This window comes from Massilia sp. CF038, from assembly GCF_900129765.1.
GTDB lineage: Bacteria > Pseudomonadota > Gammaproteobacteria > Burkholderiales > Burkholderiaceae_D > Telluria_A.
Map to the genome: position 1 here is coordinate 170,669 of NZ_FQWU01000004.1, position 20,284 is coordinate 190,952.

The window sequence follows — 20,284 nt, forward strand, 5'->3', positions numbered from 1 at the left end:
CGTTCCGGTGTCATGCGGCGTGCGGTGCGCTCGCCAGGGGCAAGTCGAAATAGAACTCGGTGCGGATGCCCGGTTCGCTGATGAAGTCGATAGTACCGCAATGCTTCTCGACGATCGCTTTCGTGATGTTCAGTCCCAGTCCGGTGCCGCCCTTGGCACGCTTGTCGGTGCCATCGGCTTGGGCGAACTTCTGGAAGATGCGGTCACGGAAGGCGTCCGGAATGCCGACGCCATGGTCAATCACCGACAGGCGCACGCTGTGCTGACGGCGCCGCAGCCGCACTTCGACCACGTCGCCAGACGGGGCAAACTTGGAGGCGTTCGACAGCAGGTTGACAATCACCTGGGTCAGGCGGTCGGCATCAACCGCCACGTAGATATCGCCCCGGTCCGAGCGCACGTCGAAGCTGACCTGGTAGTTGTTGGCGTAGGCGGTGGTGGCAGCAACGGCTTGCTCGACCAGGGGCAGCAAGGGCTGCACCACGGCGTCAAAGCGCATGCTGCCGGACTCGATTTTTTCGACGTCGAGAATGTCATTGATCAGGCGCACCAGGCGGTCGCAATTCTTGTTGGCGACGTCCAGCAGGGTGTGCGCCTTGGGCGGGATCTCGCCGGCAGCGCCGCCGGCCAGCAAACCAAGCGAGCCCCGGATCGAGGTCAAGGGCGTGCGCAATTCGTGCGACAGGGTCGAAATGAATTCGTTTTTCAGCTGCTCGATTTTCTTGCGCTCGCTGAGGTCCTGGGCAATGCCGACAAACCCTGCCAGCTCGTGCCGCTCATCCCAGACCGCGCTGACCGACAGCATCACCGGCAAGCGCGTGCCATCCTTGCGGATGTAGGTCCATTCGCTGTCATCCCGCTTTCCTTCCAGCGCTTTTGCAATGAACATTTCGGCGCCAGCGCGAATCGGGCGATTCAATTCCTGCGACAGCTGCGCGACACGCGCGGCCAGCTCGGCCGGATCGTGCAGCACGCGCAGCTTGTCCTGGGTCCGCATTTCCGCTTCGGTGTAGCCCAGCATGCGCTGCGCGCCCGCATTGAACATGGTCACCTGTCCCAGCGAATTGACGGCAATGATGGCGTAGTCGGTACTGTCCAAAATGGCTTGCTGCAGCCCGAGCGTTTCGGCCAGATGGCGGTTCAGGCGCTTGATGTCATCGCTCGAGCGGCGCCGCTCCGAAATGTCGCGCACCAGGGCAGTGAAGGCGCGCCGCTGCCCGATCCGCATTTCGCTGACCACCAGATTGGCGGGGAAGCGGCTGCCGTCGCGGCGCTGGGCAAATACCTGGCGGTTGGCCGGACCGGTGCCGGTCAGGCCATCGCGCGCCATGGCGGTCACCATCTGGGTGATGGTATCGCGGTAGTGGCGCGCCGCCAGCGCGGCCACCGGCCGGGCCACCACTTCGTCGGCGCGGTAGCCGAACATGCGCTGGGCGGCGGGGTTGAAGGTTTCGACCATGCCGCCATCGTCGATGGTGACAATGGCGTCGCCCGCGTGTTCAACAATCGCTTGCAGGCGCGCTTCCTTTTCGCGCGTGATGGCGGTGGCCTGCTCCAGCGAATACAGATTGAGCTCGGTTTCGGCCCAGCGCGCCAGATCCTTGAGTGCGGCCACGTCGGCCACCGAAAACGCGCGCGGCGAGGTGTCGATCAGGCACAGGGTGCCCACCCGCCAGCCGCCTGCTTCGTGAATCGGAATACCGGCGTAGAAGCGCAGATGGGGCGGACCGGTGACCAGCGGGTTGTCGGCAAAACGCGGATCGGCCAGCGCATCGTGGATGATGAAAGGCCGCTCTTCCAGGATCGCGTGGCCGCAAAACGAGATGTTGCGCGGGGTTTCCTGGGTCCCCAGCCCGGCGCGCGACTTGAACCACTGGCGCTCGCCGTCAACCAGCGATACCAGCGCGATCGGCACATGGAACAGGCGCTGCGCAATGCGGGTGATGCGGTCGAAGCGGTCGTCGGCCGGGGTGTCAAGCACGTGCAGCCGGCACAGGGCCGCGATGCGGTCGATCTCGTCGGCAGGTTCGGGTGGGGCTAGCAAGGTGGTGTTCCCGGAGTCGGCATTTCAGACGATAACTATATCGTGAAATTGCTCCTTGCTTGGTTCACAGTGCTGAAATGCAACAACATCGTCCTCGCGAAGGCGGGGACCCATAGCACGCTAACGCTTAGAAGGCCTTCTTTCTCTGCGTTGAGGTGGCTATGGGGCCGGCGCATGCGCCGGCACCTCCGCGAGGACGATGTCGTGACTGCCGTACTGTTACTTGGCCAGCAGATTGTTGACCGGTTCCAGATCCGCTTCGCGCAGCGAACCGGCGGCCGATTTAAGGCGCAGGCCATTCATGATGGTGTCGTAGCGGGCACGCGACAGGTCGCGCCGCGTCACGTACAGCTGGCGCTGCGCGTTGAGCACGTCGATGTTAATACGCACGCCAACCTGGTAACCCAGCTTGTTCGATTCCAGTGCCGAGGTGCTCGATACTTCCGCCGCCTGCAGCGCCTTGACCTGCGCCAGCCCGCTGTTCACACCCAGGTAGGCCAGACGGGCGCCGTTGGCCGCGTTGCGGCGCGTCGCTTCCAGGTCGTTGCGGGCCTTGTCTTCCAGGGCGATCGATTCGCGCACACGGCTGGTCACGCCAAAGCCGCTGAACAGGGGCACGCTGTACTGGATGCCGATGGCCTTGTTGGTGCTGGTGCCCGATATGCCGTTCATCTGGCCGCTGACCTTGTCGCGTTTGGCGTTGGCCACCAGATCGAGCGTGGGATAGTGGCCAGCGCGGTTCTTCTCGATGTCACGCTTGGACGATTCGTAAGCCAGCTCGGAGCTGACCACGCCATAATTCTGGCGCTCCGCCGACGACACCCATGGCTCGATCTGGGCCGGTTCAGGCGCAGCCAGCTGCACGCCTGGCTTGAGCGGGGCCAAGGTTCCTGGCACGGTGCCGATAATTGCCTGCAGCGCGCTGCGCTTGTTTTCCAGGTCATTGATGGCGGCAAATTCCTGCGCCACCACCAGATCGTAGGCCGCTTGCGCTTCGTGGGTGTCGGTGATGGTTTGGGTACCGACTTCGAAATTGCGCTTGGCCGAAGCGAGCTGCTCGGTGGTGGCGGTTTTTTGTGCCTGCGACAGTTCCAGCGTGTCCTGCGCGGCCAGCACGTCGAAGTAGGCTTGCGAGACACGGGTAATCAAATCCTGCTGGGCCTGGGCGAACTGGGCCTCTGCAATGGCTTCGAGCAGCTTGCTCTGCTGATAGGTCTGCCAGTTGGCCCAACGGAACAGCGGCTGCAGCAGCGTCAGCGTATGGTTGGTGGAGCGGGTGTCGACATTACTGCCCAGCACAGTCACACCATTGACGATCTGGCCTTCATTCCATGGCGAGCCGTCCGACTCGTTCTTCGTGACGCCACCACTCAGACTGACCGTGGGCAGCAGATTGGCGCGCCCCTGGGGTACGCGCTCCTTACCTGCAGCCAGCGATGCGCGTGCGCTTGCATACGTGGCATCGTTGGCCAATGCCTGCTGGTAGACCTGAATCAGGTCAGCGGCCTGTGCATTCATCGAGCAAAATGCGCTGGCCATCAGCACGGCGAGTAAGGATTTCTGCATTGCATTCTCCATGGGAGTCATCATCGTAAAGTGTAAAACAGCGCACGCCCTGCCAGCTGGCACTTAATACTTGGGCATGTCGCTGTCGACCTGCACAGCCCAGGCGTGGATACCGCCTGTCAAATTAAACGTCTTGCCAAAACCGTTGCGTTCCAAAAAAGCCGCCACTTGCATGCTGCGCGCGCCGTGGTGGCAGATGCAGACGATCTCGGCATCCTCGTCCAGTTCCTCGATGCGCGCCGGGATCGTGTTCATCACGATCTGGGTCGAGCCTGGGATCTTGCACGTTTCAAATTCCCAATTTTCACGCACGTCCAGCAGCATCGGCTGCTTGCGTGCGGGGTCGGCCAGCCAGGCGGCCAACTCCGGAGCGGTCAGGTGCTGCATCGCTTAAAACGTAAAACGCGATGCGGTCACGGCGTTGGCCAGCGGCTTGACGTTGGTCTCGAATACCTTGACCGTGTCGTACGCCGTTTCCGATACGCGGGTGATCAGCTCGGCCGACATGACCGGCGCTTGCCCCACAATGGCGGCAATCCGGCCGCCCACCTTGACCTGCTTGAGGAAGGCCTCCGGCACGCTTTCCAGGCCACCGGAAATGACGATCACGTCATACGGCGCACCTTTGCTCCAGCCCTGGGCGCCATCGCCCAGTTCCACCGTCACGTTGGTGAAACCGGCACGCGCCAGATTGGCCTCGGCCAGCGCCTTCAGTTCCGGCTTGATTTCCACCGTGGTGACGTGGCGCGCCTTGTGCGCCAGCAGCGCCGCCATGTAACCTGAACCGGCACCAATTTCCAATACATGTTCGTGCTTCTTGACCAGTACTTCCTGCATCAGGCGCGCTTCGAGCTTGGGCGTAAACATCGCCTCACCACCCGGCAGCGGGATTTCGCTATCGACGAAGGCCAGTGCCTTGTGCTCGGCCGGAACGAAGTCCTCGCGCTTGACTACCAGCAGCAGGTCCAGCACGTCCTGGTCAAGCACGTTCCAGGGGCGGATCTGCTGTTCAATCATGTTAAAGCGGGCTTGTTCGATATTCATCGTATGGTCTCGGTGAGAAAATGATAATCCGATATTTTATCGTTGAACGGCCCCAGTACGCACATCTTAACGATCCGGGGCCCGATAACGCGGGAAATTGCGACAGTCTGCAGTTTTGAGGGAATGAACCCCTGAAATTGCCGATCTGACGTTTTAGAGCAGCATCAGGCCGGCTTGGCCGGTGGGGGCAGCAAGCCGTTCAGCGCCATGTCGAGGAAGGCTTCCAGGAACACCATCGGATCGCTCTGCTCATCAGAGCAGGGCCCCACCGAATGCTTCCAGGTGATCAGCATGAGCATGGGGGCAATCAGGACCTGGGTCATGACGCGCACGTCGATCGGGCGAAATTCGCCGCGCGCCACGCCCCGCTCGAACATCCCGGCCATCATATTGGTGCTGCGGGAGATGACTTCTTCCTGGTAAAACAGGGCCAGATCGGGGAAATTGCCCGCTTCGGCCATCACCAGCTTGATGATGCCGGAAGCCTTGGTGGCGCCAAGGCGCTCCCACCAGCCCATGACCACGCAGCGCAGCAGTTCGGCCGAATGGCCTTCGAAGGTGGAAATGATGTCTTCGGCTTCCCCCAGGGCGGGCACGATGTTTTCGCGCACCACGGCCTTGAACAGCTCTTCCTTGTTGGTGAAGTACAGATACAGGGTGCCTTTCGACACCCCAGCGCGCTTGGCCACGTCTTCCAGCCGGGTCGAGGCGTAGCCGCGCTCGACAAACAGGTCAAGGGCGGCGGCAAGCAGTTCCTGGGGACGCGCATCCTTGCGGCGCTCCCAGCGCGGTTTCATCTCAAACGGGCATTGCATGCGTGGCTTCCGATAACTTACTTGCGAGTCATTAATATAGACTGAGGGGCAAAGTACGTCAAGGCAAGACCGGGGCGGCGCGTGCACGCGCGCGTCCTTATATTTCAATTCAGATAATATGGTCGTGTTTACAACTACCGGGCACGCCCCAACCTTGCCATGCCGATCTTCTTCCCCCGCTGCGCACTTGCCCTGGCGCTCAGCTGCGCAGCCATCTCCCAAGCCCAGGCCACCATGGTCACCCTCAGCTCTGGTGGCACCATTTACGGTGGTATCGACGACCGCAACCTGTTTAAAGCCGGGCGCGACCTCACTGGCAAGGCGTACACCCAAACACTCACCATCGACACCGACCTGCTGGACGTGCGCGAGCGCAGCACTGGCGTGAACGCCCGCTTGACCATCTACGGACCGGTCAAGGTACACGGCACCATGACGGTCGAAGGCCAGACCTATGCCTGGGACATTGGCTTTGGCATTGGCGAAGTCAATATGTGGAACTCGGCAGGCGGGCCGCGCTTTCCGCTCAGCTTTATGGGCGTGCACGGCTACGGTCAGAATCTGCAGGACGACCTGATGGTCAATGCCAATGCCGACTACGCCGATGACAACCCGGCCTTCCTGTCCAGTGTCGACTTTGCGCAGCAGCAGAATTTGAGCGGCCTGAGCGGCTACATGGCGCACACCGGATTCTGGGTGCGCGGCTACGATGGCGTCGAAACGGGGATTGACGCGTTTCCGGAATGGCTACGCTGGGAAGGCGTGAACGCGGTGCCGGAACCGGGCACGCTGGCGTTGGCCTTGCTCGGCCTGGGAGTGGGCCTGGGCATGGCACGCCAGCGCCAGCGACATACGCGCTAACCGCGCGCGTAGCAGCCCAGTTCGGCGCTGCTGTAGCTGCGGCTGCCGCCATCGTCCGTGCGCACCGTGACCGAGAACTGGGTACCCCACGGGGTGGTCGAGCCGCTGAAGGGCCACAGCATCTGGCCATTCAGATCGGTTTTGCCGACATAGCTGCCAAGCAGCGCGCCTTGGGCGTTATACGCCGTCAGCGCCACACCCGTCTGGCGCAGCGGGTTGCGCATGCCCGCGTCGCTGTACGCCGTGGTGCGCAGCCAGAAGGTGGTCTTGCGCGTCAGGTTGGTGCCGCACTGGGTCTGGAAGCTGGTGTTCTTTCCCCACGCCCAGTGCGACAGGTCCAGCCGCCGTGCCCCTGCGACTTTGCCTTCCAACAAAGGTTCCACGGCCGCGCTCGACAGCAGTGCGGCACGCGTTTCCTGGACCCCGGCAGCCGGGTGCAGGGTGCGGTACAAGGCCAGTGCGCCGGCCACATGCGGCGACGCCATCGAGGTGCCGTTTTTCCAGCTGTAGGCGCTGTCGGACGCAATCACCGTGGAATAGATGCCGGTACCGGGGGCGGCAATGTCGACTGAGCTGACGCCGAAGTTGGAGGTGGATGACAAAGTGCCATCCTGCTTCAGGTTGCCCACTGAAATGATGTTTTCCACATCCAGGTTGGCCGGCCACATGAACTTGCCGTCCGTGTTGGCGCCATTGTTGCCGGCAGCAGCCGCCACCATGATGTTGGCGTCGCGCGCGGCCTGGAAATATTCAATGCCATTGTTGTTGACCGTATCGGACAAACCACCGAGCGACAGGTTGACCGCCACCACATTGACGCCGCGCCGGGTTTTCAGGTCCACCAGATAGCTGAGCGCTTCCAGCACGGCACTGCTGGGGCAGCTGCCGCCGCTGCTGCACACCTTGATCGGAATGATTCGGGCGCCGCCGTCCCCACAAATGCCCACCACGCCCAGGCCATTGTTGTGGCGCGCAGCGATGGTGCCGGCCACATGGGTGCCGTGCGAATGGTCGTCTTCCACGTTATTGGTGTGGGCGTAAAAATTCCAGCCCTTGGCATCATCGATAAAGCCGTTGCCGTCATTGTCGATACCGTCGCCGCCCACTTCGCCCGGGTTGGCAAAGATGTTGGCCTTCAGATCCTCATGCGTGGTGCGCACGCCAGTGTCGAGCACGGCCACGTACACAGGCTGCGTGCTCATGCAAGAGTAGCCTTGCTGCCACAGGGCGGCCACGCCGGTGCCGTAAGGGTGGGCCGGGGTGGTGCTGGCGCCCTGCATGGCCCACAGGCTGCTGAAGGCCGGGTCGTTCGCCGGCGGGCCGTCCTGCAGGCTGAGCATCCAGTCCGGCTGCACATCTTCAATTACCGGATTGCGGCGCAGCTGGGCAATCGCGCTGGGCACGCTCCACAGCCGGTTCAGATGCACCAGCTGGTAGCGGTCGGTGCCGCGCCGCGTGCCACGCTCGCGCGCTATGTTCATGCGGCGGTGGCCTTGCGGCGTAATGGCGCGCATGGCTTGTTCCTTGTCGGCCTCGGTCGCGTCAGGGCGAAACTTGACGATCAGGCGGCTGCGGTCAAAGCGCTCGCTGCCTTCCATGCTGCGCAGTTCGTCGATGGAAAGGATGCGCGCGGGCGGCGCGGCCGCTGCCAGGCTGGTGCTTAGCGCCAGCAAGGTGGCAGAAACGGCGAGGTGAAAACGGGATAGGCGATGCATACAGGTCTCCTGCGCACATAGGCGCGTTGGTCAAAAAAAGCGCGGCACGTTCATGCTTGCGTGGCGTCGTAGGGGCCGGAGTATGCGAGGCAAATGTGTAAACATTGTGGAATTTTCCTTCCACAGTTATTGATGCCAAAATGCCACAGCTGGTCTTGCGGATTCCTTTAAAAGACGGGAAGATGCCGCAGATTTGCCCCTATGTTGCTGCCACGCCGATGCCTGCTCATGCTTGCCCTGTTCCTGATCTGGATGGGCTGCTGCGTGCCTGCTGCCGCCCTCGATGCCGTGCCCCTGAGCGGCCTGCGGCAGTCGGGCGACATCGCCGGCGCTGGTCTGGGCCTGCGCTTCCTGCGCGATGCCGGACGCAGCTTGAGCCTTGAGAACGTGATGGCCGCGCCTGCGGCGCGCTTTGTGCCGCTGCAGCCGCGCGACGTCAACCAACGCTTTCAGCAAGGCGACTACTGGCTGCAGACCTCGCTGCACAACGACACCGCGGCCCCCATTACCTGGGTCCTGCGCCACCCCATGCCCCTGACGGACTATGTTGACTATTGGGTGGTGCGCCAGGGCGTGCCAGTGGCGCACGCGCGCGGGGGCGACCGCACCCGGCTGAGCGAGCGGCAACTGCCGTACCGTATGGCCAGCTTGCGTCACAGCACGGCACCAGGCGACACGGTGCAGATCTATATCCGTCTGCGCAACAAGGAGACCTCGCCCATGCACCTGACGCTGGCCTTGTCGGACGAAACGCGCTTTTTGCGCACCAGCGCCAACGACCAGCTCTTGCTGGGCATACTCTATGGTGTGCCACTGGCGCTGCTGATGTACGGCTTCGGCAGCTGGCTGATCCACCGTCGCCGCAGCAGTCTGATCTACGCCTGTTACGTGCTGGCGGTGCTGGCGTCATGGCTGGGCATCAACGGCCAACTGGCGGAGTATGTGTTTACCGATCAGCCCGAAACCGCGAATTTCATGCTGCTGATTTTTCTGTTGCTGGTCACCATCTGCAACAGCCTGTTCGCCCGCGAATTCCTGCAAACCCGGCGCAACATGCCGCGTTTTGATGCGTTTTTTGTCGCACTTATCGTCCTGGCGCTGGCAGGCATTGCCCTGCGCCTGCTGGGCTGGCATCTGGCGGTGGTCCAGCTCACCGCGGCCCTGGTCTTTGTGCATGGCATCGCCCCCATCGTGGCCATCGTCGCGCTGGGACGGGAAGCCCGCTTTGCCCGCTGGTATCTGGTGGCGCAAGTGGTGTATCACCTGACGCTGGTAATCGGCATGCTGGGCGTGCGCTACGCCGAGCTGAGTTATGAAAACTATTTCGTGTACTGCCAGCTGGCCTTTATCGCCGACTTACTGCTGCTGGGCGTGGCCCAGCAAGACCGGCTGCGCCTGTTGCGGCTTGAAAAAACAGCGTTCGAACAGCGTTACCACAGCGCCCTGGCGCTCAACAATGCCGACATGGTGCGCCAGCTAGCCCAGCAAACCACCCAGTTGCACGAGGCGCGCCAGCGCAGCGCTTTCCTGGCGGCGGTAAAAACCGCCACGGGCCGCATTGCCGACGGTCAGTTCGGGGTGCGTCTGGCGCCCGAAAGCGTGCCTGAACTGGCCGAGCTGGCGGGCAATGTGAACGCCATGGCGGCCGCGCTGGCGCGCCTGGATGGCGCGCGCAAACGCTGGATTGCGGCCATCAGCCACGAACTGCGCATCCCGCTGTTTTCCCTGCAGTGCGAGACCGAAGCCCTGCTCGACGGCGTGAAACCCCTGAACCGGCGCGCCGTGGTGTCGATTCATGAAGAAGTCCTGCGCCTGACCCGGCTGGTTTCGGACTTGCATGAAGTGGCGCTGAGCTATCTGCGGCCCCTGCCCTGCACCTTCACGTGCTGGCAGCTGAGGTCCCTGCTCATCAAAAAGCAGGATGACTATCAACATCAGGCGCGGGCGCGGGGCCTGGCATTCACGCTGGCGATGCCGCCAGGCACGCTGGAAGTGCGCTGGGATCAGGTACGGATCGGCCAGCTGCTGGACAACCTGGTTCACAACAGCATCAGTTACACAGATGCGCCGGGACAGGTGGCGCTGGCACTGGCGGTGGACCAGGACACACTGTCGATCACGCTGCAGGACAGCGCGCCCGGCATCGCGCCGGACGAGGCAAAGCAGTTGTTCGAACCGCTCTACCGCGCCGACAGCGCCCGCAGCCGGCGTGCCGGGGGCAGCGGCCTGGGCCTGTCGATCTGCCAGGCGATTGTGCATGCCCACGGCGGCCAGATCACGGCCGCACCGTCCACGCTGGGCGGCCTGGCCATCCGCATTGCGCTGCCCATGGCGCCCCCGGCACCATGAAGGGCGCCATGGAAATCGTGCTCGTTGAAGATGAGCTCAAGCCGGCCCAGGTGCTGGCCGCCTATCTGCAGCGCGAGGGCTTGCAGACCATGCATTTCACTGATGGCCAGCGCGCGCTCGAGTACATTCGCCAGGCGGCACCAGCGCTGCTGATTCTGGACGTAATGCTGCCCGGACTGGACGGGCTGGCCCTGTGCCGCGCCGTGCGGCTATTTTCCAGCGTTCCCATCATCATGCTCACCGCCCGCGTGGACGAAGCCGACCGCATTCGCGGGCTCGATATCGGCGCCGACGATTATGTATGCAAGCCGGTCAGTCCGCGCGAAGTGGTGGCGCGCGTGCGGGCCCAGTTGCGCCGCGCGGCAGGACAGTTTGACAGCGAGCGTCCGCTCGCACGCTTTGTGGTCGATGAGGCGGCGCAATGCATTTGCTGGCAGGGTGAGCCGCTGCCGCTGTCGCGCATCGAATACCGGCTGTTTCGCACCTTGCTGACCCAGCCGGGGCGGGTATTTGAACGCGACAGCTTGCTCGACGCGAAAGACATACTGGAGCGCGCGGTCAACGACCGCTCGGTCGACAGCCACATCAAGAATATCCGCAAGAAAATCAAACCGTATATTGGCGACAGGGAATGCATCGTGTCCGTGTATGGGATCGGCTATCGTTTTCAGCTCAGTGATGACATGCCGTGAAAGGCGCGGCTGGCGCTTGTCAGGCGTTGTCGCGCGTACTACCATTTCAAGTTCCGTCGGGAAACCCGACTTTGTCCGGTCCCTGCCATGCGCTTATCTCCTGTGTTTCGCCGCGGCTTGCTCGCGCTGCCTGGCTTGCTGCTTGCCTACCTGGCCGTGGTGGCCCTGTGGGCGTGGAGTGCGCTCGACGCCTCGCTTGCTGCCTTTCCCGCGCCCGCCCACACGCTGTCGCCACGCCAGAGCAGCATATTGCTGCAGATTGAGGATCCCACCTTTTTCACCCATCACGGCGTCAGCCTTGCCGATGGCCAGGGCGTGACCACGCTGACCTCGGCCATGGCGCGCGACCTGTTCCTCATGCATGGCGCACTGGACGGCGTGCAGGGCGCCATGCAAGGCTTCTACCGTGCCGTTTTCAATTGCTGCAAAAAGGTCGATATCGGGCGCGACGTGATGGCGCTGGTGCTCGACGCCAGGGTCGGCAAGCAGCGTCAGCTGGACATGTATGCGGCCAGCGTCTACCTGGGGACGCAAGAGGGGCGCCAGATCCACGGCCTGACCGAGGCTGCGCAAGCCTACCTGGGCAAACCGCTGGCCCAGGCCAGCGAACAGGAATTTGCCGGCCTGGTGGGCATGATCAAGGCGCCCAACCAGTATCACCCGCTGCGCCAGCGCGCCGCGTTCGAAGCGCGCCTGCACCGGGTCGAGGCGGTGCTGGCCGGACGCTGCCATCCCGACGGCGTGTTCGATACGGAATTCAAGACCTGCGCAAAATGACGCCTTCAGGCGGGCGCCAGCCAGCGCCGATCCTGTTTATGCTGGCATGACAGCAAAGGAGGATCATCATGCCCAAAGGTGAAAAAAGCGCGTACACGGACAAGCAGAAACGCCAGGTCCAGCATATCGAAGAAGGTTACGAGAAAAAAGGCGTGCCCGAAGAGGAAGCCAAACGGCGCGCCTGGGCCACCGAAAACAAAATTTCCGGTGGCGGCAAAAAATCAGGCGCGGGCAGGGCCCACTAGCACGACGACGAAGGCAGGCGGCGCAGGTTGGGAAACGCCTCGGTTTCCAGCCAGTGCTTGAAACGCACCATGTCATGACTGGGTTTGCGCACGGCGTTGCGCGTAGTCATCAAGCGCAGCAAGCCAGCCTCGGTGTAGCCCTGCAGGGGCCGCTCGGGAATGGGGCCGTAGTCGGCGCCCAGCAGGCGCATGTCGCGCGCGTCCGGCGCTGGCGCCACAATGGCGGCCACGTCATCGGCGGCAACCCAGATCACGCCTGCCAGCAGATACAGGCGCACGCGCCGGTTGTCAAAGGCGTAATGGATGCCGCTGAGGGGCGCGAGCGCGTCGTATTTCGCGCGGTTCTTGAACGCGGACAGGGCTGGCACGACGTACTTGGCAAACGAGAGCGACCACAGTACCGATGACAGCACAATCGTGATCGGCACCGACGCTGCCTTGTCGTCCACCACACCGCGCAGCGTTGAATTAATAATCCAGGTACCGGCGCAGCAAGCGACCACGCGGCCGCCAAACGAAAACAGCAAGGAACGCATACCTTAGCCCAAGGATAAATCGTCGAGTATAGGGCAATCGGGCCGGTCGTCGCCGTGACAGCGTTTGGCCAGCTGCTCGAGCGTGCGGCGCATGGCTTGCATGGACGCGATCTTTTCGTCGAGCTCGGCGATGTGCTGGCGCGCCATGGCGCGCACATCCTTGCTGGCGCGCTGCTTGTTCTGCCACAGCGCCAGCAAGGTCTTGATCTGCTCCAGCGAAAAGCCCAGCACGCGGCTGCGGTGGATAAATTGCAGCACTTGCACATCGCGTTCACTGTACAGGCGATAGCCTGCGTCGGTACGGCGCGCCGCCTCGATCAGGCCGATCGCCTCGTAGTGACGGATCATCTTGGCTGACACGCCCGATGCCTTGGCAGCCTGGCCGATATTGTGCAAGCCCGGCTGCGGCACCTCTTGATTGCAATGACTGTCCATCATGCTCCTTTCGGGGTCCAGCGTTTGAGCAGCAGCGCATTGCTGACTACCGACACGCTGGAAAATGCCATCGCCGCCCCCGCCAGCATGGGGTTGAGCAAGCCAAATGCGGCCAGCGGCACGCCAATGACATTGAATATAAACGCCCAGAACAGGTTCTGGCGAATCTTGCTGTAGGTGCGGCGCGAGATATCGATGGCGTCCATCAGCAGGCGCGGATCACCCCGCATCAGCGTAACCCCGGCCGTGTGCATGGCCACATCGGTGCCACCGCCCATGGCGATGCCGATGTCGGCCGCTGCCAGCGCCGGGGCATCGTTGATGCCATCGCCCACCATGGCCACGCGCAGGCCGCGCGCACGCAGGCCGGCAATAATCGCGGCCTTGTCTTCTGGCATGACCTGTGCGTGTACCTCGTCAATGCCGAGGGTGGCGGCGATATTGCGGGCGCTGCCTTCATTGTCCCCTGTGAGCATCACCGTCCGTATGCCCGCCGCTTGCAGGCGCGCCACGGCAGCAGCGCTTTCCGGCTTGACGCTGTCGCCAAAGGCCAGCATGCCGATCAATTTCCTTTCAGGCGCAAGTTGCGCCAGCCAGGACACGGTGTCGCCAGCCTGTTCATGCGCCTGGGCGGACTCTGCCAGCGCGCTGGTTGCCACACCTTCCCCGGCGAGCATGCGCGCGTTGCCCAGAGCCAGCGAAACACCGTCCACGCTTGCCGTCACCCCCAAGCCCGCTCTGGCCTGCATGCCGGTGGCCGCGCGTGGCTGTTGCCCCGCAGCCTGGGCAGCGGCCATCACGGCGCGGGCCAGCGGGTGCTCGCTGTTCTGCTGCACGGCGGCCGCCAGCCCCAGCATGACGTCATGCTGGCCATTGACAGCCACGCATGCAGTCAGGCGTGGCTTGCCGGCGGTTAGCGTTCCCGTCTTGTCGAACGCCACCACTTGCACGTCGTGCAGCAATTCCAGCGCTTCCGCATCCTTGATCAGAATACCGTGCCGGGCCGCCACGCCGGTGCCGGCCATGATGGCCGTGGGCGTGGCCAGCCCCAGCGCGCACGGGCAGGCAATCACCAGCACGGCAACGGCGTGAATGATGGCCTGGTGCCAGTCCCCCTGCACCGTCCACCACAGCACAAAGGTGGCCAGCGCAATCAGCACGATGGTGGGGACGAACACGGCACTGACCCGGTCCACCAGGCGCTGGATGGGCGCTTTGGCAGCCTGGGCGTCCTCCACCGCGCGAATAATGCGGGCGAGTACAGTTTCGGCGCCGATGGCCTGGGCGCGCACCACCAGCAGCCCTTCCCCATTGACGGCCCCGCCAATCACGCGCGCGCCCGGCACTTTCGCGATTGGCATGCTTTCGCCTGTCAGCATGGATTCGTCGGCGTGGCTTTGCCCTTCGATCACCTCGCCATCCATGGGAATGCGCTCGCCGGGACGCACCAGCACCTCGTCGCCCACCCGCAAGGCGGCAATGGGCACGCTCTGCGCTATGCCGTCGCGGCGCACCGTGGCGCTGTCGGGGCGCAGCGCCTGCAGTGCGCGGATCGCTGCGGTGGTCTGGCGGCGCGCCCGCAGCTCCAGCCATTTGCCCACCCGCACCAGGGTAATCACCACCGCCGCGGCTTCGAAATACAGATGGCCGGCACCCTCGCCCAGCCACTGGTACAAGCTCAGGCCATAAGCGGCCGAGGTGCCCAGTGCCACCAGCAAGTCCATATTGCCGCTGCGGGCCCGCAAAGCGTTCCATGCGCCCCGATAAAAGCGTGCCCCAATCCAGAATTGCACGGGCGTCGCGAGCAGCCACTGCAGCCAGGCGGGCAACATCAGATGCATGCCCGCCGCTTCAGCCAGCATGGGTAGCACCAGCGGCGCCGTGAGTGCGGCAGAGACAAGCAATTGCCAGGTTTCCGGCCCGCCGCGGGCGGCGCTCGCGGGTGCCGCCGCTGTCTCGGCTGTGTAGGGCACGGCGCTGTAACCGGCCTGTGCCACGGCTGCCACCAGTGCCTCGGTGGCCCCCTGGCGCGTATGGACAGTGGCGCGCTCGGTAGCCAGATTGACGCTGGCATCGACCACGCCTGGCACCGCACGCAAGGCTTTTTCAACCCGTCCCACGCAGGCGGCGCAGCTCATGCCGCTGATATCGAGCGATGTCTCGACTGTCTTCTGCGCAATATCAATTTCCATCGTACCCATAATCGACTCCGGTAAGACCTCCGATACAGTATGATCGACCTTCCCATTATAGTAAGGTCAAGCGCGCACGCAGCCTGCGATTAGGGCTTGACCTTCCCACGGTGGGAAAGTCCAGAATACGCATATTCCACAGGAGAGCTGCACCATGATTACCTTGAACGTGCCCGATATGAGCTGCAGTCATTGTTCGGGCGTCATTACCAAAACCTTGAAGCAGCTGGACCCGAACGCCCAGGTCGGCTTCGACATGCATCACCACATGGTGCAAGTCGACACCAGCAGCACCCCGATGGCGGTGGTGGATGCCCTGACGGCAGCCGGCTATCCCGCCATCCTGGCCTGATGCGGACGGTCGCGATGCTGCCCTCCCGCGTGCTTGGCGTCCTGCTTCTGTGCGCAGTCGGCGCCGCTGCTGGCGCCGCACCGGCGCGCCCGAGCGACCCGCTCGACGCGGCCGCATCGGCCCCTGCGCTCCAGTATGTGTCGGCCTTTGCCGGCTACAAGAGCGATGCCGCAGTCAAGGCCGAGGACTGGAAGCAGACCAACGCCGCCATCGGCAAACAGCCTGGCCACGCCGGGCACGACATGGGTAGCATGAAGGCGCCCGATAAACCCGCTGACAAAAGCCCCGACCCGCACGCAGGACACCGCCACTAATGCGCACCAAAGCACGCCACACACTGCCCCTGGCCATCGCCGCCGTCCTGCTGGCCGGCTGCGCCTCGTTCTCGTCCGACGGCGGGCAGGATCAGGTGCGCGCCCTGGCCGCCGCGCGCAACCAGAACCTGCCCCCAGTGGCGCCGGCAGCGCGTGCGCAGCGCGTCACCGAGCTGCTGGCCACGCCGCTCACGCCCGAGCACGCGGTTGAAATCGCCTTGCTCAATAACCGTACCCTGCAAGCCGGCTACGCGGAACTGGGCATTGCCGAGGCCGACCTGGTGCAAAGCGGGCGTCTGCAAAATCCTGTGTTGAGCTTTGGCCGGGTGCGCGGCGCCGACGGTGTCGAAATCGAACGTCAGCTGATGCTGCCGGTGATCGGCCTGCTGACCATGCCGCTGGCGCGCCCACTCGAGGCGCGCCGCTTCGAACTGGCGCAGATGCGCACCGCCGCCGACGTGCTGCGCGTGGCCGACGAAACCCGGCGCGCCTGGTATAGCGCCGTGGCAGCCGAACAAAGCGCGCTCTATCTGGAGCAAGTGAAAAGCGCAGCCGAAGCCAGTGCCGAACTGGCCCAGCGCATGGCGCAGGCTGGCAACTGGAGCCGCCTGCAACAGGCACGCGAACAAGCCTTCTACGCTGACGCCGTGGCCCAGCTGGCGCGCGCACGCCACGCACGCACGGTGGAGCGCGAACACCTCACGCGCCTGATGGGACTGTGGGGCGACGCGATCGCATTCCAGCTGCCCGAGCGTCTGCCCGATTTGCCGGCCGCACCGCGCGAAATCCAGGACGCCGAAGGCGATGCCATGCGCAACCGGCTCGACATCCTGATGGCGCAAAAGGAACTGGCTGGCCTGTCCGCATCCCTGGGTCTAACGCGCGCCACTCGCTTCGTCAACTTGCTTGATTTGTCCTACCTGCGCAACCGCGAGGCCGACGGCGCTCGCACCACAGGCTACGAAATCGAACTGCAGATTCCCCTGTTCGACTGGGGCAGCGCACGCGTGGCCAGGGCCGAAGCCATGTACATGCAGGCCGTGCAGCGCGCCGCCGGCATGGCCATCGACGCCCGCTCGCAGGTGCGGCTAGCGTATTCCGGCTACCGCACCGCCTACGACATCGCGCGCCACTACCGCGACGAAGTGGTACCGCTCAAAAAACGCATCTCCGACGAGCAGCTCTTGCGCTACAACGGCATGCTGATCAGCGTCTTCGAACTGCTGGCCGACGCCCGCGAGCAGGTTGCCAGCGTCAACGCCGCGATCGAAGCGCAGCGCGATTTCTGGATCGCCGACTCGGCCCTGCAGGCGGCCCTGACCGGTGGCGCCGGCACGCCCGGCCCTACCCTGCGCGCCGATGCACCGGCGCCGAGTGCGCCCTCACATTGACAAGGAAGTGACCATGGTTTCACGCAGAGGATTCTTTAAAACTGCCGGCGCCGCAGCGGTGACGGGCGCGGTAGTCTCGCGCGTGGGCGCCGCCTCACTGCCCGAGGTGGTGACAATGGAGCACGCCAGCACCCAGGCGCCGCTGGTGCCGCCCACGGGCCGCCCCTACAACCCGGTGGTCACCCTCAATGGCTGGACCCTGCCCTGGCGCATGAACAACGGCGTCAAAGAATTTCACCTCGTGGCCGAGCCGGTGGTGCGTGAAATCGCCCCTGGCATGAAAGCCCACCTGTGGGGCTACAACGGCCAGTCGCCCGGACCGACCATCGAAGTGGTCGAAGGTGATCGCGTGCGCATCTTCGTCACCAACCACCTGCCGGAACACACCAGCATGCACTGGCATGGCCAGCGTCTGCCGAACGGCATGGATGGCGTCACCGGCCTGACCCAGCCCCCCATCAATCCAGGCAAGACCTTCGTGTATGAATTTGTCGCGCGCCGCGCCGGCACCTTCATGTACCACCCGCACGCCGATGAAATGACGCAGATGGCGATGGGGATGATGGGCCTGTGGATCACCCATCCCAAAGACCCGAAGTTCATGCGCGTGGACCGCGACTTCTGCTTCCTGCTGGCGTCCTACGATATCGATCCGGGCAGCTTCACGCCCAAGGTCAACACCATGACCGACTTTAATCTGTGGACCTTCAACAGCCGCGCCTTCCCCGGCATCGACCCGATGGTGATGCGCCAGGGGGACCGGGTACGCATCCGTGCCGGCAACCTGACCATGACCAACCACCCGATCCACCTGCACGGCCACGAATTTACCGTGACCGGCACCGACGGCGGCTGGACGCCGCCCGCGTCGCGCTGGCCGGAAGTGACCACCGATATCGCGGTCGGCCAGATGCGTGCGATTGAATTTCTGGCCGATGAACCGGGTGACTGGGCCTTCCACTGCCACAAATCGCACCACACCATGAACGCCATGGGACACGACGTGCCGACCATGATCGGGGTCGACCAGCGCGACGTGCTGGCCAAGATCAACAAGCTGGTTCCCGACTACATGGTCATGGGCGACAAGGGCATGGCCGACATGGCCGAGATGGAAATGCCGCTGCCAGAGAACACGCTGCCCATGATGACCGGCAGCGGCCCGTTTGGCGGCATTGGCATGGGCGGCATGTTCACCACCATGAAGATCCGCAAAGGCCTGGCGCGCGGCGACTACAAGGACCCGGGCTGGTACAAGCACCCGGCCGGCACGGTCGCCTACGAACTGGCTGATGGGGCGGTCGGCGCGCCAGCACCGGCGCGTGCGCCCGACGCCGAGCGCATGGCCGCCAAGCCGGGCGAACCCGTGCTGAAGGTGACCAAGGGCGGCCATCACGGGCACTGAGTGGCGCTGTATACTGATCGCATGAACGACACTTCCACCACCCTGAGCTGCCGGTCCGGCTGCGGCGCCTGCTGCACCGCGCCGTCGATTACCTCGCCGATACCGGGTATGCCCAACGGCAAACCGGCAGGGGTGCGTTGCGTTCAGCTGATGGACGACAACGGCTGTGCCATCTTTGGCAAGCCGGAACGGCCAGCGTTTTGCGGCGGCTTGCAGCCGTCGAAAGAAATGTGCGGGAACGACCGCGAACACGCTGTGCGATGGCTGGCGGAGCTGGAGCGCGCGACCGCACCAGTGGAACGGTAATAAACCACCCGTCGTCCTCGCGAAGGCGGGGACCCATGGCACCTCAGCTCAGTCCGTCAGCCCCGGATAACGATACTCACAAAAATTATCCTGCTGCGAGAAATGGCGCCGCAGCCGCGATAGCAGATTGTTCCGGTGGCCTCCCCATACTGACTGCGCAATGGCAAAGGCACGGGCCTGATGTTCATCCCTCAACAGGGGCGCAAGGAATGACAACTCATTGTACTTGTCGCCAGCAGCCCACCTTTCCTTTCCCGAATCGTCAAGCATGGCGATCTTCTCAAGTGCCAGATCGATCGCCTCGCTGGCCGGCAGCTCGGGACACACCGCGCTGAAATGGTACAGGTTGTGGATCAGTTCAGATTGAGCGGGGCGGGCTCGGAAGTCGTGCATGAACTCGTCGAACAGCGCCTTGATTTCGGCCGCAGGCACATGATCGCGCAACTTCAAAATGCAGCGGTTCCTGAAATAGTTGAACGTAAAGCGCCTGGCGCGTTCCGCCAGCGCCAGGCCAGAGGCACGATCGAGGTGCTGTGCATTGCGGATGATCAGATACGCGAGGTCGCGCTCCGACACACCGGACTTCGTCAGGATGCCTGCACGACCCTGGTTCTGCGCTCTGGGTCAAGCATATGGAACATGCACTTGAGCTGCGCCGCGGCTTCCCACGATGTGCCGGCCAATTCCTGCAACAGCACCGCGAGAATCCGATCCTTCGCAGCCTCATCGACCCTCGGATAGATGGCAGCGAGCGAGCGCTCCCTGAACGGGCTGGCCATCGCCTGCGCCGCATCGTAAGCCCGGACTATCTCTGCCTCCGAAAACAGGTGCGCATATCGGTGAATGCTGTTGGCCCTTGTGTAGCCCTCCTGGCGCGCAATTGCCTCCCACACTGAACAGTCGCCAGGCGCGCGTACGATCATCCATTCGGCATCGCGCCACCTCATCCGGGACAGAAAATCGAGCAGCACGACCTTGTGCGTGATACTCGCACACAGCACACGCAGCATGCGCTCGCGCCTCTGCGGGCTGCGCCGGCGCCAAAACTTGTCGAGCAGCTTGCGCGCGTAGTAGGTCACCATCATGTCATTCGCATGCGCGTCAAAGTACCGCGCCAGCTGCTCAAGCAAGTGGGCGGGGATCTCGCCCCGATGATTGCGGCCTAGTTCCCGCTCGAATTGTTCGTCGAGGTGCCGATGTGCAAGATGCGCATCAGGTACGATAGTCGTTTCCACGAATAGTGTT

At 63.6% G+C, this 20,284-nt stretch carries 21 protein-coding genes; 10 read left to right on the forward strand and 11 right to left on the reverse strand.

Annotated elements, in window-relative coordinates:
- Nucleotides 1-10: 10 nt before the first annotated feature.
- The 5 genes from BUC24_RS22160 to BUC24_RS22180 all read right to left on the reverse strand — a co-directional run bounded on the left by BUC24_RS22160 (nucleotide 11) and on the right by BUC24_RS22180 (nucleotide 5,469).
- Complete coding sequence (locus BUC24_RS22160) at nucleotides 11-2,044, reverse strand: PAS domain S-box protein (RefSeq protein ID WP_073222095.1); 2,034 nt, start codon at nucleotides 2,042-2,044, stop codon at nucleotides 11-13.
- A gap of 219 nt (nucleotides 2,045-2,263) precedes the next feature.
- Nucleotides 2,264-3,610, reverse strand: coding sequence for a TolC family outer membrane protein (locus BUC24_RS22165; protein ID WP_073222097.1), 1,347 nt, complete (start codon nucleotides 3,608-3,610; stop codon nucleotides 2,264-2,266).
- Nucleotides 3,611-3,673: 63 nt separating this feature from the next.
- Nucleotides 3,674-3,997 (reverse strand): rhodanese-like domain-containing protein, encoded by a 324-nt coding sequence (locus BUC24_RS22170; protein WP_073222100.1) that lies wholly within the window; start codon nucleotides 3,995-3,997, stop codon nucleotides 3,674-3,676.
- 3 nt (nucleotides 3,998-4,000) lie between these two features.
- Nucleotides 4,001-4,654 carry a protein-L-isoaspartate O-methyltransferase family protein gene (locus tag BUC24_RS22175; RefSeq protein WP_073222102.1) on the reverse strand — a complete coding sequence of 218 codons (654 nt, stop codon included), beginning with the start codon at nucleotides 4,652-4,654 and terminating at the stop codon, nucleotides 4,001-4,003.
- A 164-nt stretch (nucleotides 4,655-4,818) separates the two neighbouring features.
- A complete protein-coding gene (locus BUC24_RS22180) occupies nucleotides 4,819-5,469 on the reverse strand; it encodes a TetR/AcrR family transcriptional regulator (protein ID WP_073222104.1) in 651 nt (216 codons plus the stop codon).
- Nucleotides 5,470-5,628: 159 nt separating this feature from the next.
- Here BUC24_RS22180 and BUC24_RS22185 point away from each other — a divergent pair, with 159 nt between their 5' ends.
- A complete protein-coding gene (locus BUC24_RS22185; RefSeq protein WP_073222107.1) occupies nucleotides 5,629-6,330 on the forward strand; it encodes a PEP-CTERM sorting domain-containing protein in 702 nt (233 codons plus the stop codon).
- On the opposite strand, the gene BUC24_RS22190 is transcribed toward BUC24_RS22185, so the two are convergent.
- Nucleotides 6,327-8,045, reverse strand: coding sequence for a S8 family peptidase (locus BUC24_RS22190; RefSeq protein WP_073222110.1), 1,719 nt, complete (start codon nucleotides 8,043-8,045; stop codon nucleotides 6,327-6,329). The genes BUC24_RS22185 and BUC24_RS22190 overlap by 4 nt on opposite strands.
- A 228-nt stretch (nucleotides 8,046-8,273) precedes the next feature.
- Here BUC24_RS22190 and BUC24_RS22195 point away from each other — a divergent pair, with 228 nt between their 5' ends.
- The 4 genes from BUC24_RS22195 (at nucleotide 8,274) to BUC24_RS27020 (ending at nucleotide 12,108) form a co-directional block, all read left to right on the forward strand.
- The gene (locus tag BUC24_RS22195) at nucleotides 8,274-10,394 is read left to right on the forward strand and encodes an ATP-binding protein (protein ID WP_073222112.1); all 2,121 of its coding nucleotides are present in this window, start codon (nucleotides 8,274-8,276) and stop codon (nucleotides 10,392-10,394) included.
- Between the two features lie 8 nt (nucleotides 10,395-10,402).
- On the forward strand, nucleotides 10,403-11,086 hold the full coding sequence (locus BUC24_RS22200; protein WP_218606533.1) for a response regulator: 684 nt from the start codon (nucleotides 10,403-10,405) through the stop codon (nucleotides 11,084-11,086).
- Between the two features lie 87 nt (nucleotides 11,087-11,173).
- A complete protein-coding gene (locus tag BUC24_RS22205) occupies nucleotides 11,174-11,863 on the forward strand; it encodes a transglycosylase domain-containing protein (RefSeq protein WP_083599095.1) in 690 nt (229 codons plus the stop codon).
- A gap of 68 nt (nucleotides 11,864-11,931) precedes the next feature.
- Nucleotides 11,932-12,108: a hypothetical protein gene (locus BUC24_RS27020; RefSeq protein WP_178372604.1), complete on the forward strand. Its 177-nt coding sequence runs from the start codon at nucleotides 11,932-11,934 to the stop codon at nucleotides 12,106-12,108.
- Here BUC24_RS27020 and BUC24_RS22210 read toward each other — a convergent pair.
- From BUC24_RS22210 to BUC24_RS22220, 3 genes are read right to left on the reverse strand one after another with little or no spacing between them, the layout of a single operon-like run.
- Nucleotides 12,105-12,644 carry a hypothetical protein gene (locus tag BUC24_RS22210; protein WP_143167619.1) on the reverse strand — a complete coding sequence of 180 codons (540 nt, stop codon included), beginning with the start codon at nucleotides 12,642-12,644 and terminating at the stop codon, nucleotides 12,105-12,107. The genes BUC24_RS27020 and BUC24_RS22210 overlap by 4 nt on opposite strands.
- A gap of 3 nt (nucleotides 12,645-12,647) precedes the next feature.
- Nucleotides 12,648-13,079 carry a Cu(I)-responsive transcriptional regulator gene (gene cueR / locus BUC24_RS22215; protein ID WP_143167629.1) on the reverse strand — a complete coding sequence of 144 codons (432 nt, stop codon included), beginning with the start codon at nucleotides 13,077-13,079 and terminating at the stop codon, nucleotides 12,648-12,650.
- Nucleotides 13,079-15,280: a heavy metal translocating P-type ATPase gene (locus tag BUC24_RS22220; protein ID WP_073222127.1), complete on the reverse strand. Its 2,202-nt coding sequence runs from the start codon at nucleotides 15,278-15,280 to the stop codon at nucleotides 13,079-13,081. The genes cueR and BUC24_RS22220 overlap by 1 nt, the downstream gene beginning before the upstream one ends.
- 145 nt (nucleotides 15,281-15,425) lie before the next feature.
- Here BUC24_RS22220 and BUC24_RS22225 point away from each other — a divergent pair, with 145 nt between their 5' ends.
- The 5 genes from BUC24_RS22225 to BUC24_RS22245 are packed head-to-tail and all read left to right on the forward strand — an operon-like array spanning nucleotide 15,426 to nucleotide 19,039.
- Nucleotides 15,426-15,623, forward strand: coding sequence for a heavy-metal-associated domain-containing protein (locus tag BUC24_RS22225; RefSeq protein WP_073222130.1), 198 nt, complete (start codon nucleotides 15,426-15,428; stop codon nucleotides 15,621-15,623).
- 14 nt (nucleotides 15,624-15,637) lie between these two features.
- Entirely contained in the window at nucleotides 15,638-15,937 is a 300-nt protein-coding gene (locus BUC24_RS22230; protein WP_073222132.1) for a hypothetical protein, read from the forward strand.
- Nucleotides 15,937-17,328: a TolC family protein gene (locus BUC24_RS22235; RefSeq protein ID WP_073222135.1), complete on the forward strand. Its 1,392-nt coding sequence runs from the start codon at nucleotides 15,937-15,939 to the stop codon at nucleotides 17,326-17,328. Before BUC24_RS22230 ends, BUC24_RS22235 begins: the two co-directional genes overlap by 1 nt.
- Nucleotides 17,329-17,341: 13 nt before the next feature.
- Nucleotides 17,342-18,733: a multicopper oxidase family protein gene (locus tag BUC24_RS22240; RefSeq protein ID WP_073222138.1), complete on the forward strand. Its 1,392-nt coding sequence runs from the start codon at nucleotides 17,342-17,344 to the stop codon at nucleotides 18,731-18,733.
- Between the two features lie 21 nt (nucleotides 18,734-18,754).
- Nucleotides 18,755-19,039, forward strand: coding sequence for a YkgJ family cysteine cluster protein (locus tag BUC24_RS22245; protein ID WP_073222492.1), 285 nt, complete (start codon nucleotides 18,755-18,757; stop codon nucleotides 19,037-19,039).
- Between the two features lie 48 nt (nucleotides 19,040-19,087).
- Here BUC24_RS22245 and BUC24_RS22250 read toward each other — a convergent pair whose 3' ends face one another.
- Together BUC24_RS22250 and BUC24_RS22255 are read right to left on the reverse strand one after the other, a co-directional pair.
- The gene (locus BUC24_RS22250) at nucleotides 19,088-19,615 is read right to left on the reverse strand and encodes a hypothetical protein (RefSeq protein ID WP_073222141.1); all 528 of its coding nucleotides are present in this window, start codon (nucleotides 19,613-19,615) and stop codon (nucleotides 19,088-19,090) included.
- An 11-nt stretch (nucleotides 19,616-19,626) separates the two neighbouring features.
- Nucleotides 19,627-20,274: a hypothetical protein gene (locus BUC24_RS22255; protein WP_073222143.1), complete on the reverse strand. Its 648-nt coding sequence runs from the start codon at nucleotides 20,272-20,274 to the stop codon at nucleotides 19,627-19,629.
- Between the last annotated feature and the right edge of the window lie 10 nt (nucleotides 20,275-20,284).

Bases quoted from the DNA above. Each gene is read 5' to 3' on its own strand.
- BUC24_RS22165 (WP_073222097.1), bottom strand. From the start codon at position 3,610: ATGCAGAAATCCTTACTCGCCGTGCTGATGGCCAGCGCATTTTGCTCG.
- BUC24_RS22170 (WP_073222100.1), bottom strand. From the start codon at position 3,997: ATGCAGCACCTGACCGCTCCGGAGTTGGCCGCCTGGCTGGCCGACCCC.
- BUC24_RS22175 (WP_073222102.1), bottom strand. From the start codon at position 4,654: ATGAATATCGAACAAGCCCGCTTTAACATGATTGAACAGCAGATCCGC.
- BUC24_RS22180 (WP_073222104.1), bottom strand. From the start codon at position 5,469: ATGCAATGCCCGTTTGAGATGAAACCGCGCTGGGAGCGCCGCAAGGAT.
- BUC24_RS22185 (WP_073222107.1), top strand. From the start codon at position 5,629: ATGCCGATCTTCTTCCCCCGCTGCGCACTTGCCCTGGCGCTCAGCTGC.
- BUC24_RS22190 (WP_073222110.1), bottom strand. From the start codon at position 8,045: ATGCATCGCCTATCCCGTTTTCACCTCGCCGTTTCTGCCACCTTGCTG.
- BUC24_RS22195 (WP_073222112.1), top strand. From the start codon at position 8,274: ATGCTTGCCCTGTTCCTGATCTGGATGGGCTGCTGCGTGCCTGCTGCC.
- BUC24_RS22200 (WP_218606533.1), top strand. From the start codon at position 10,403: ATGGAAATCGTGCTCGTTGAAGATGAGCTCAAGCCGGCCCAGGTGCTG.
- BUC24_RS22205 (WP_083599095.1), top strand. From the start codon at position 11,174: ATGCGCTTATCTCCTGTGTTTCGCCGCGGCTTGCTCGCGCTGCCTGGC.
- BUC24_RS27020 (WP_178372604.1), top strand. From the start codon at position 11,932: ATGCCCAAAGGTGAAAAAAGCGCGTACACGGACAAGCAGAAACGCCAG.
- BUC24_RS22210 (WP_143167619.1), bottom strand. From the start codon at position 12,644: ATGCGTTCCTTGCTGTTTTCGTTTGGCGGCCGCGTGGTCGCTTGCTGC.
- cueR (WP_143167629.1), bottom strand. From the start codon at position 13,079: ATGGACAGTCATTGCAATCAAGAGGTGCCGCAGCCGGGCTTGCACAAT.
- BUC24_RS22220 (WP_073222127.1), bottom strand. From the start codon at position 15,280: ATGGGTACGATGGAAATTGATATTGCGCAGAAGACAGTCGAGACATCG.
- BUC24_RS22225 (WP_073222130.1), top strand. From the start codon at position 15,426: ATGATTACCTTGAACGTGCCCGATATGAGCTGCAGTCATTGTTCGGGC.
- BUC24_RS22230 (WP_073222132.1), top strand. From the start codon at position 15,638: ATGCTGCCCTCCCGCGTGCTTGGCGTCCTGCTTCTGTGCGCAGTCGGC.
- BUC24_RS22235 (WP_073222135.1), top strand. From the start codon at position 15,937: ATGCGCACCAAAGCACGCCACACACTGCCCCTGGCCATCGCCGCCGTC.
- BUC24_RS22240 (WP_073222138.1), top strand. From the start codon at position 17,342: ATGGTTTCACGCAGAGGATTCTTTAAAACTGCCGGCGCCGCAGCGGTG.
- BUC24_RS22245 (WP_073222492.1), top strand. From the start codon at position 18,755: ATGAACGACACTTCCACCACCCTGAGCTGCCGGTCCGGCTGCGGCGCC.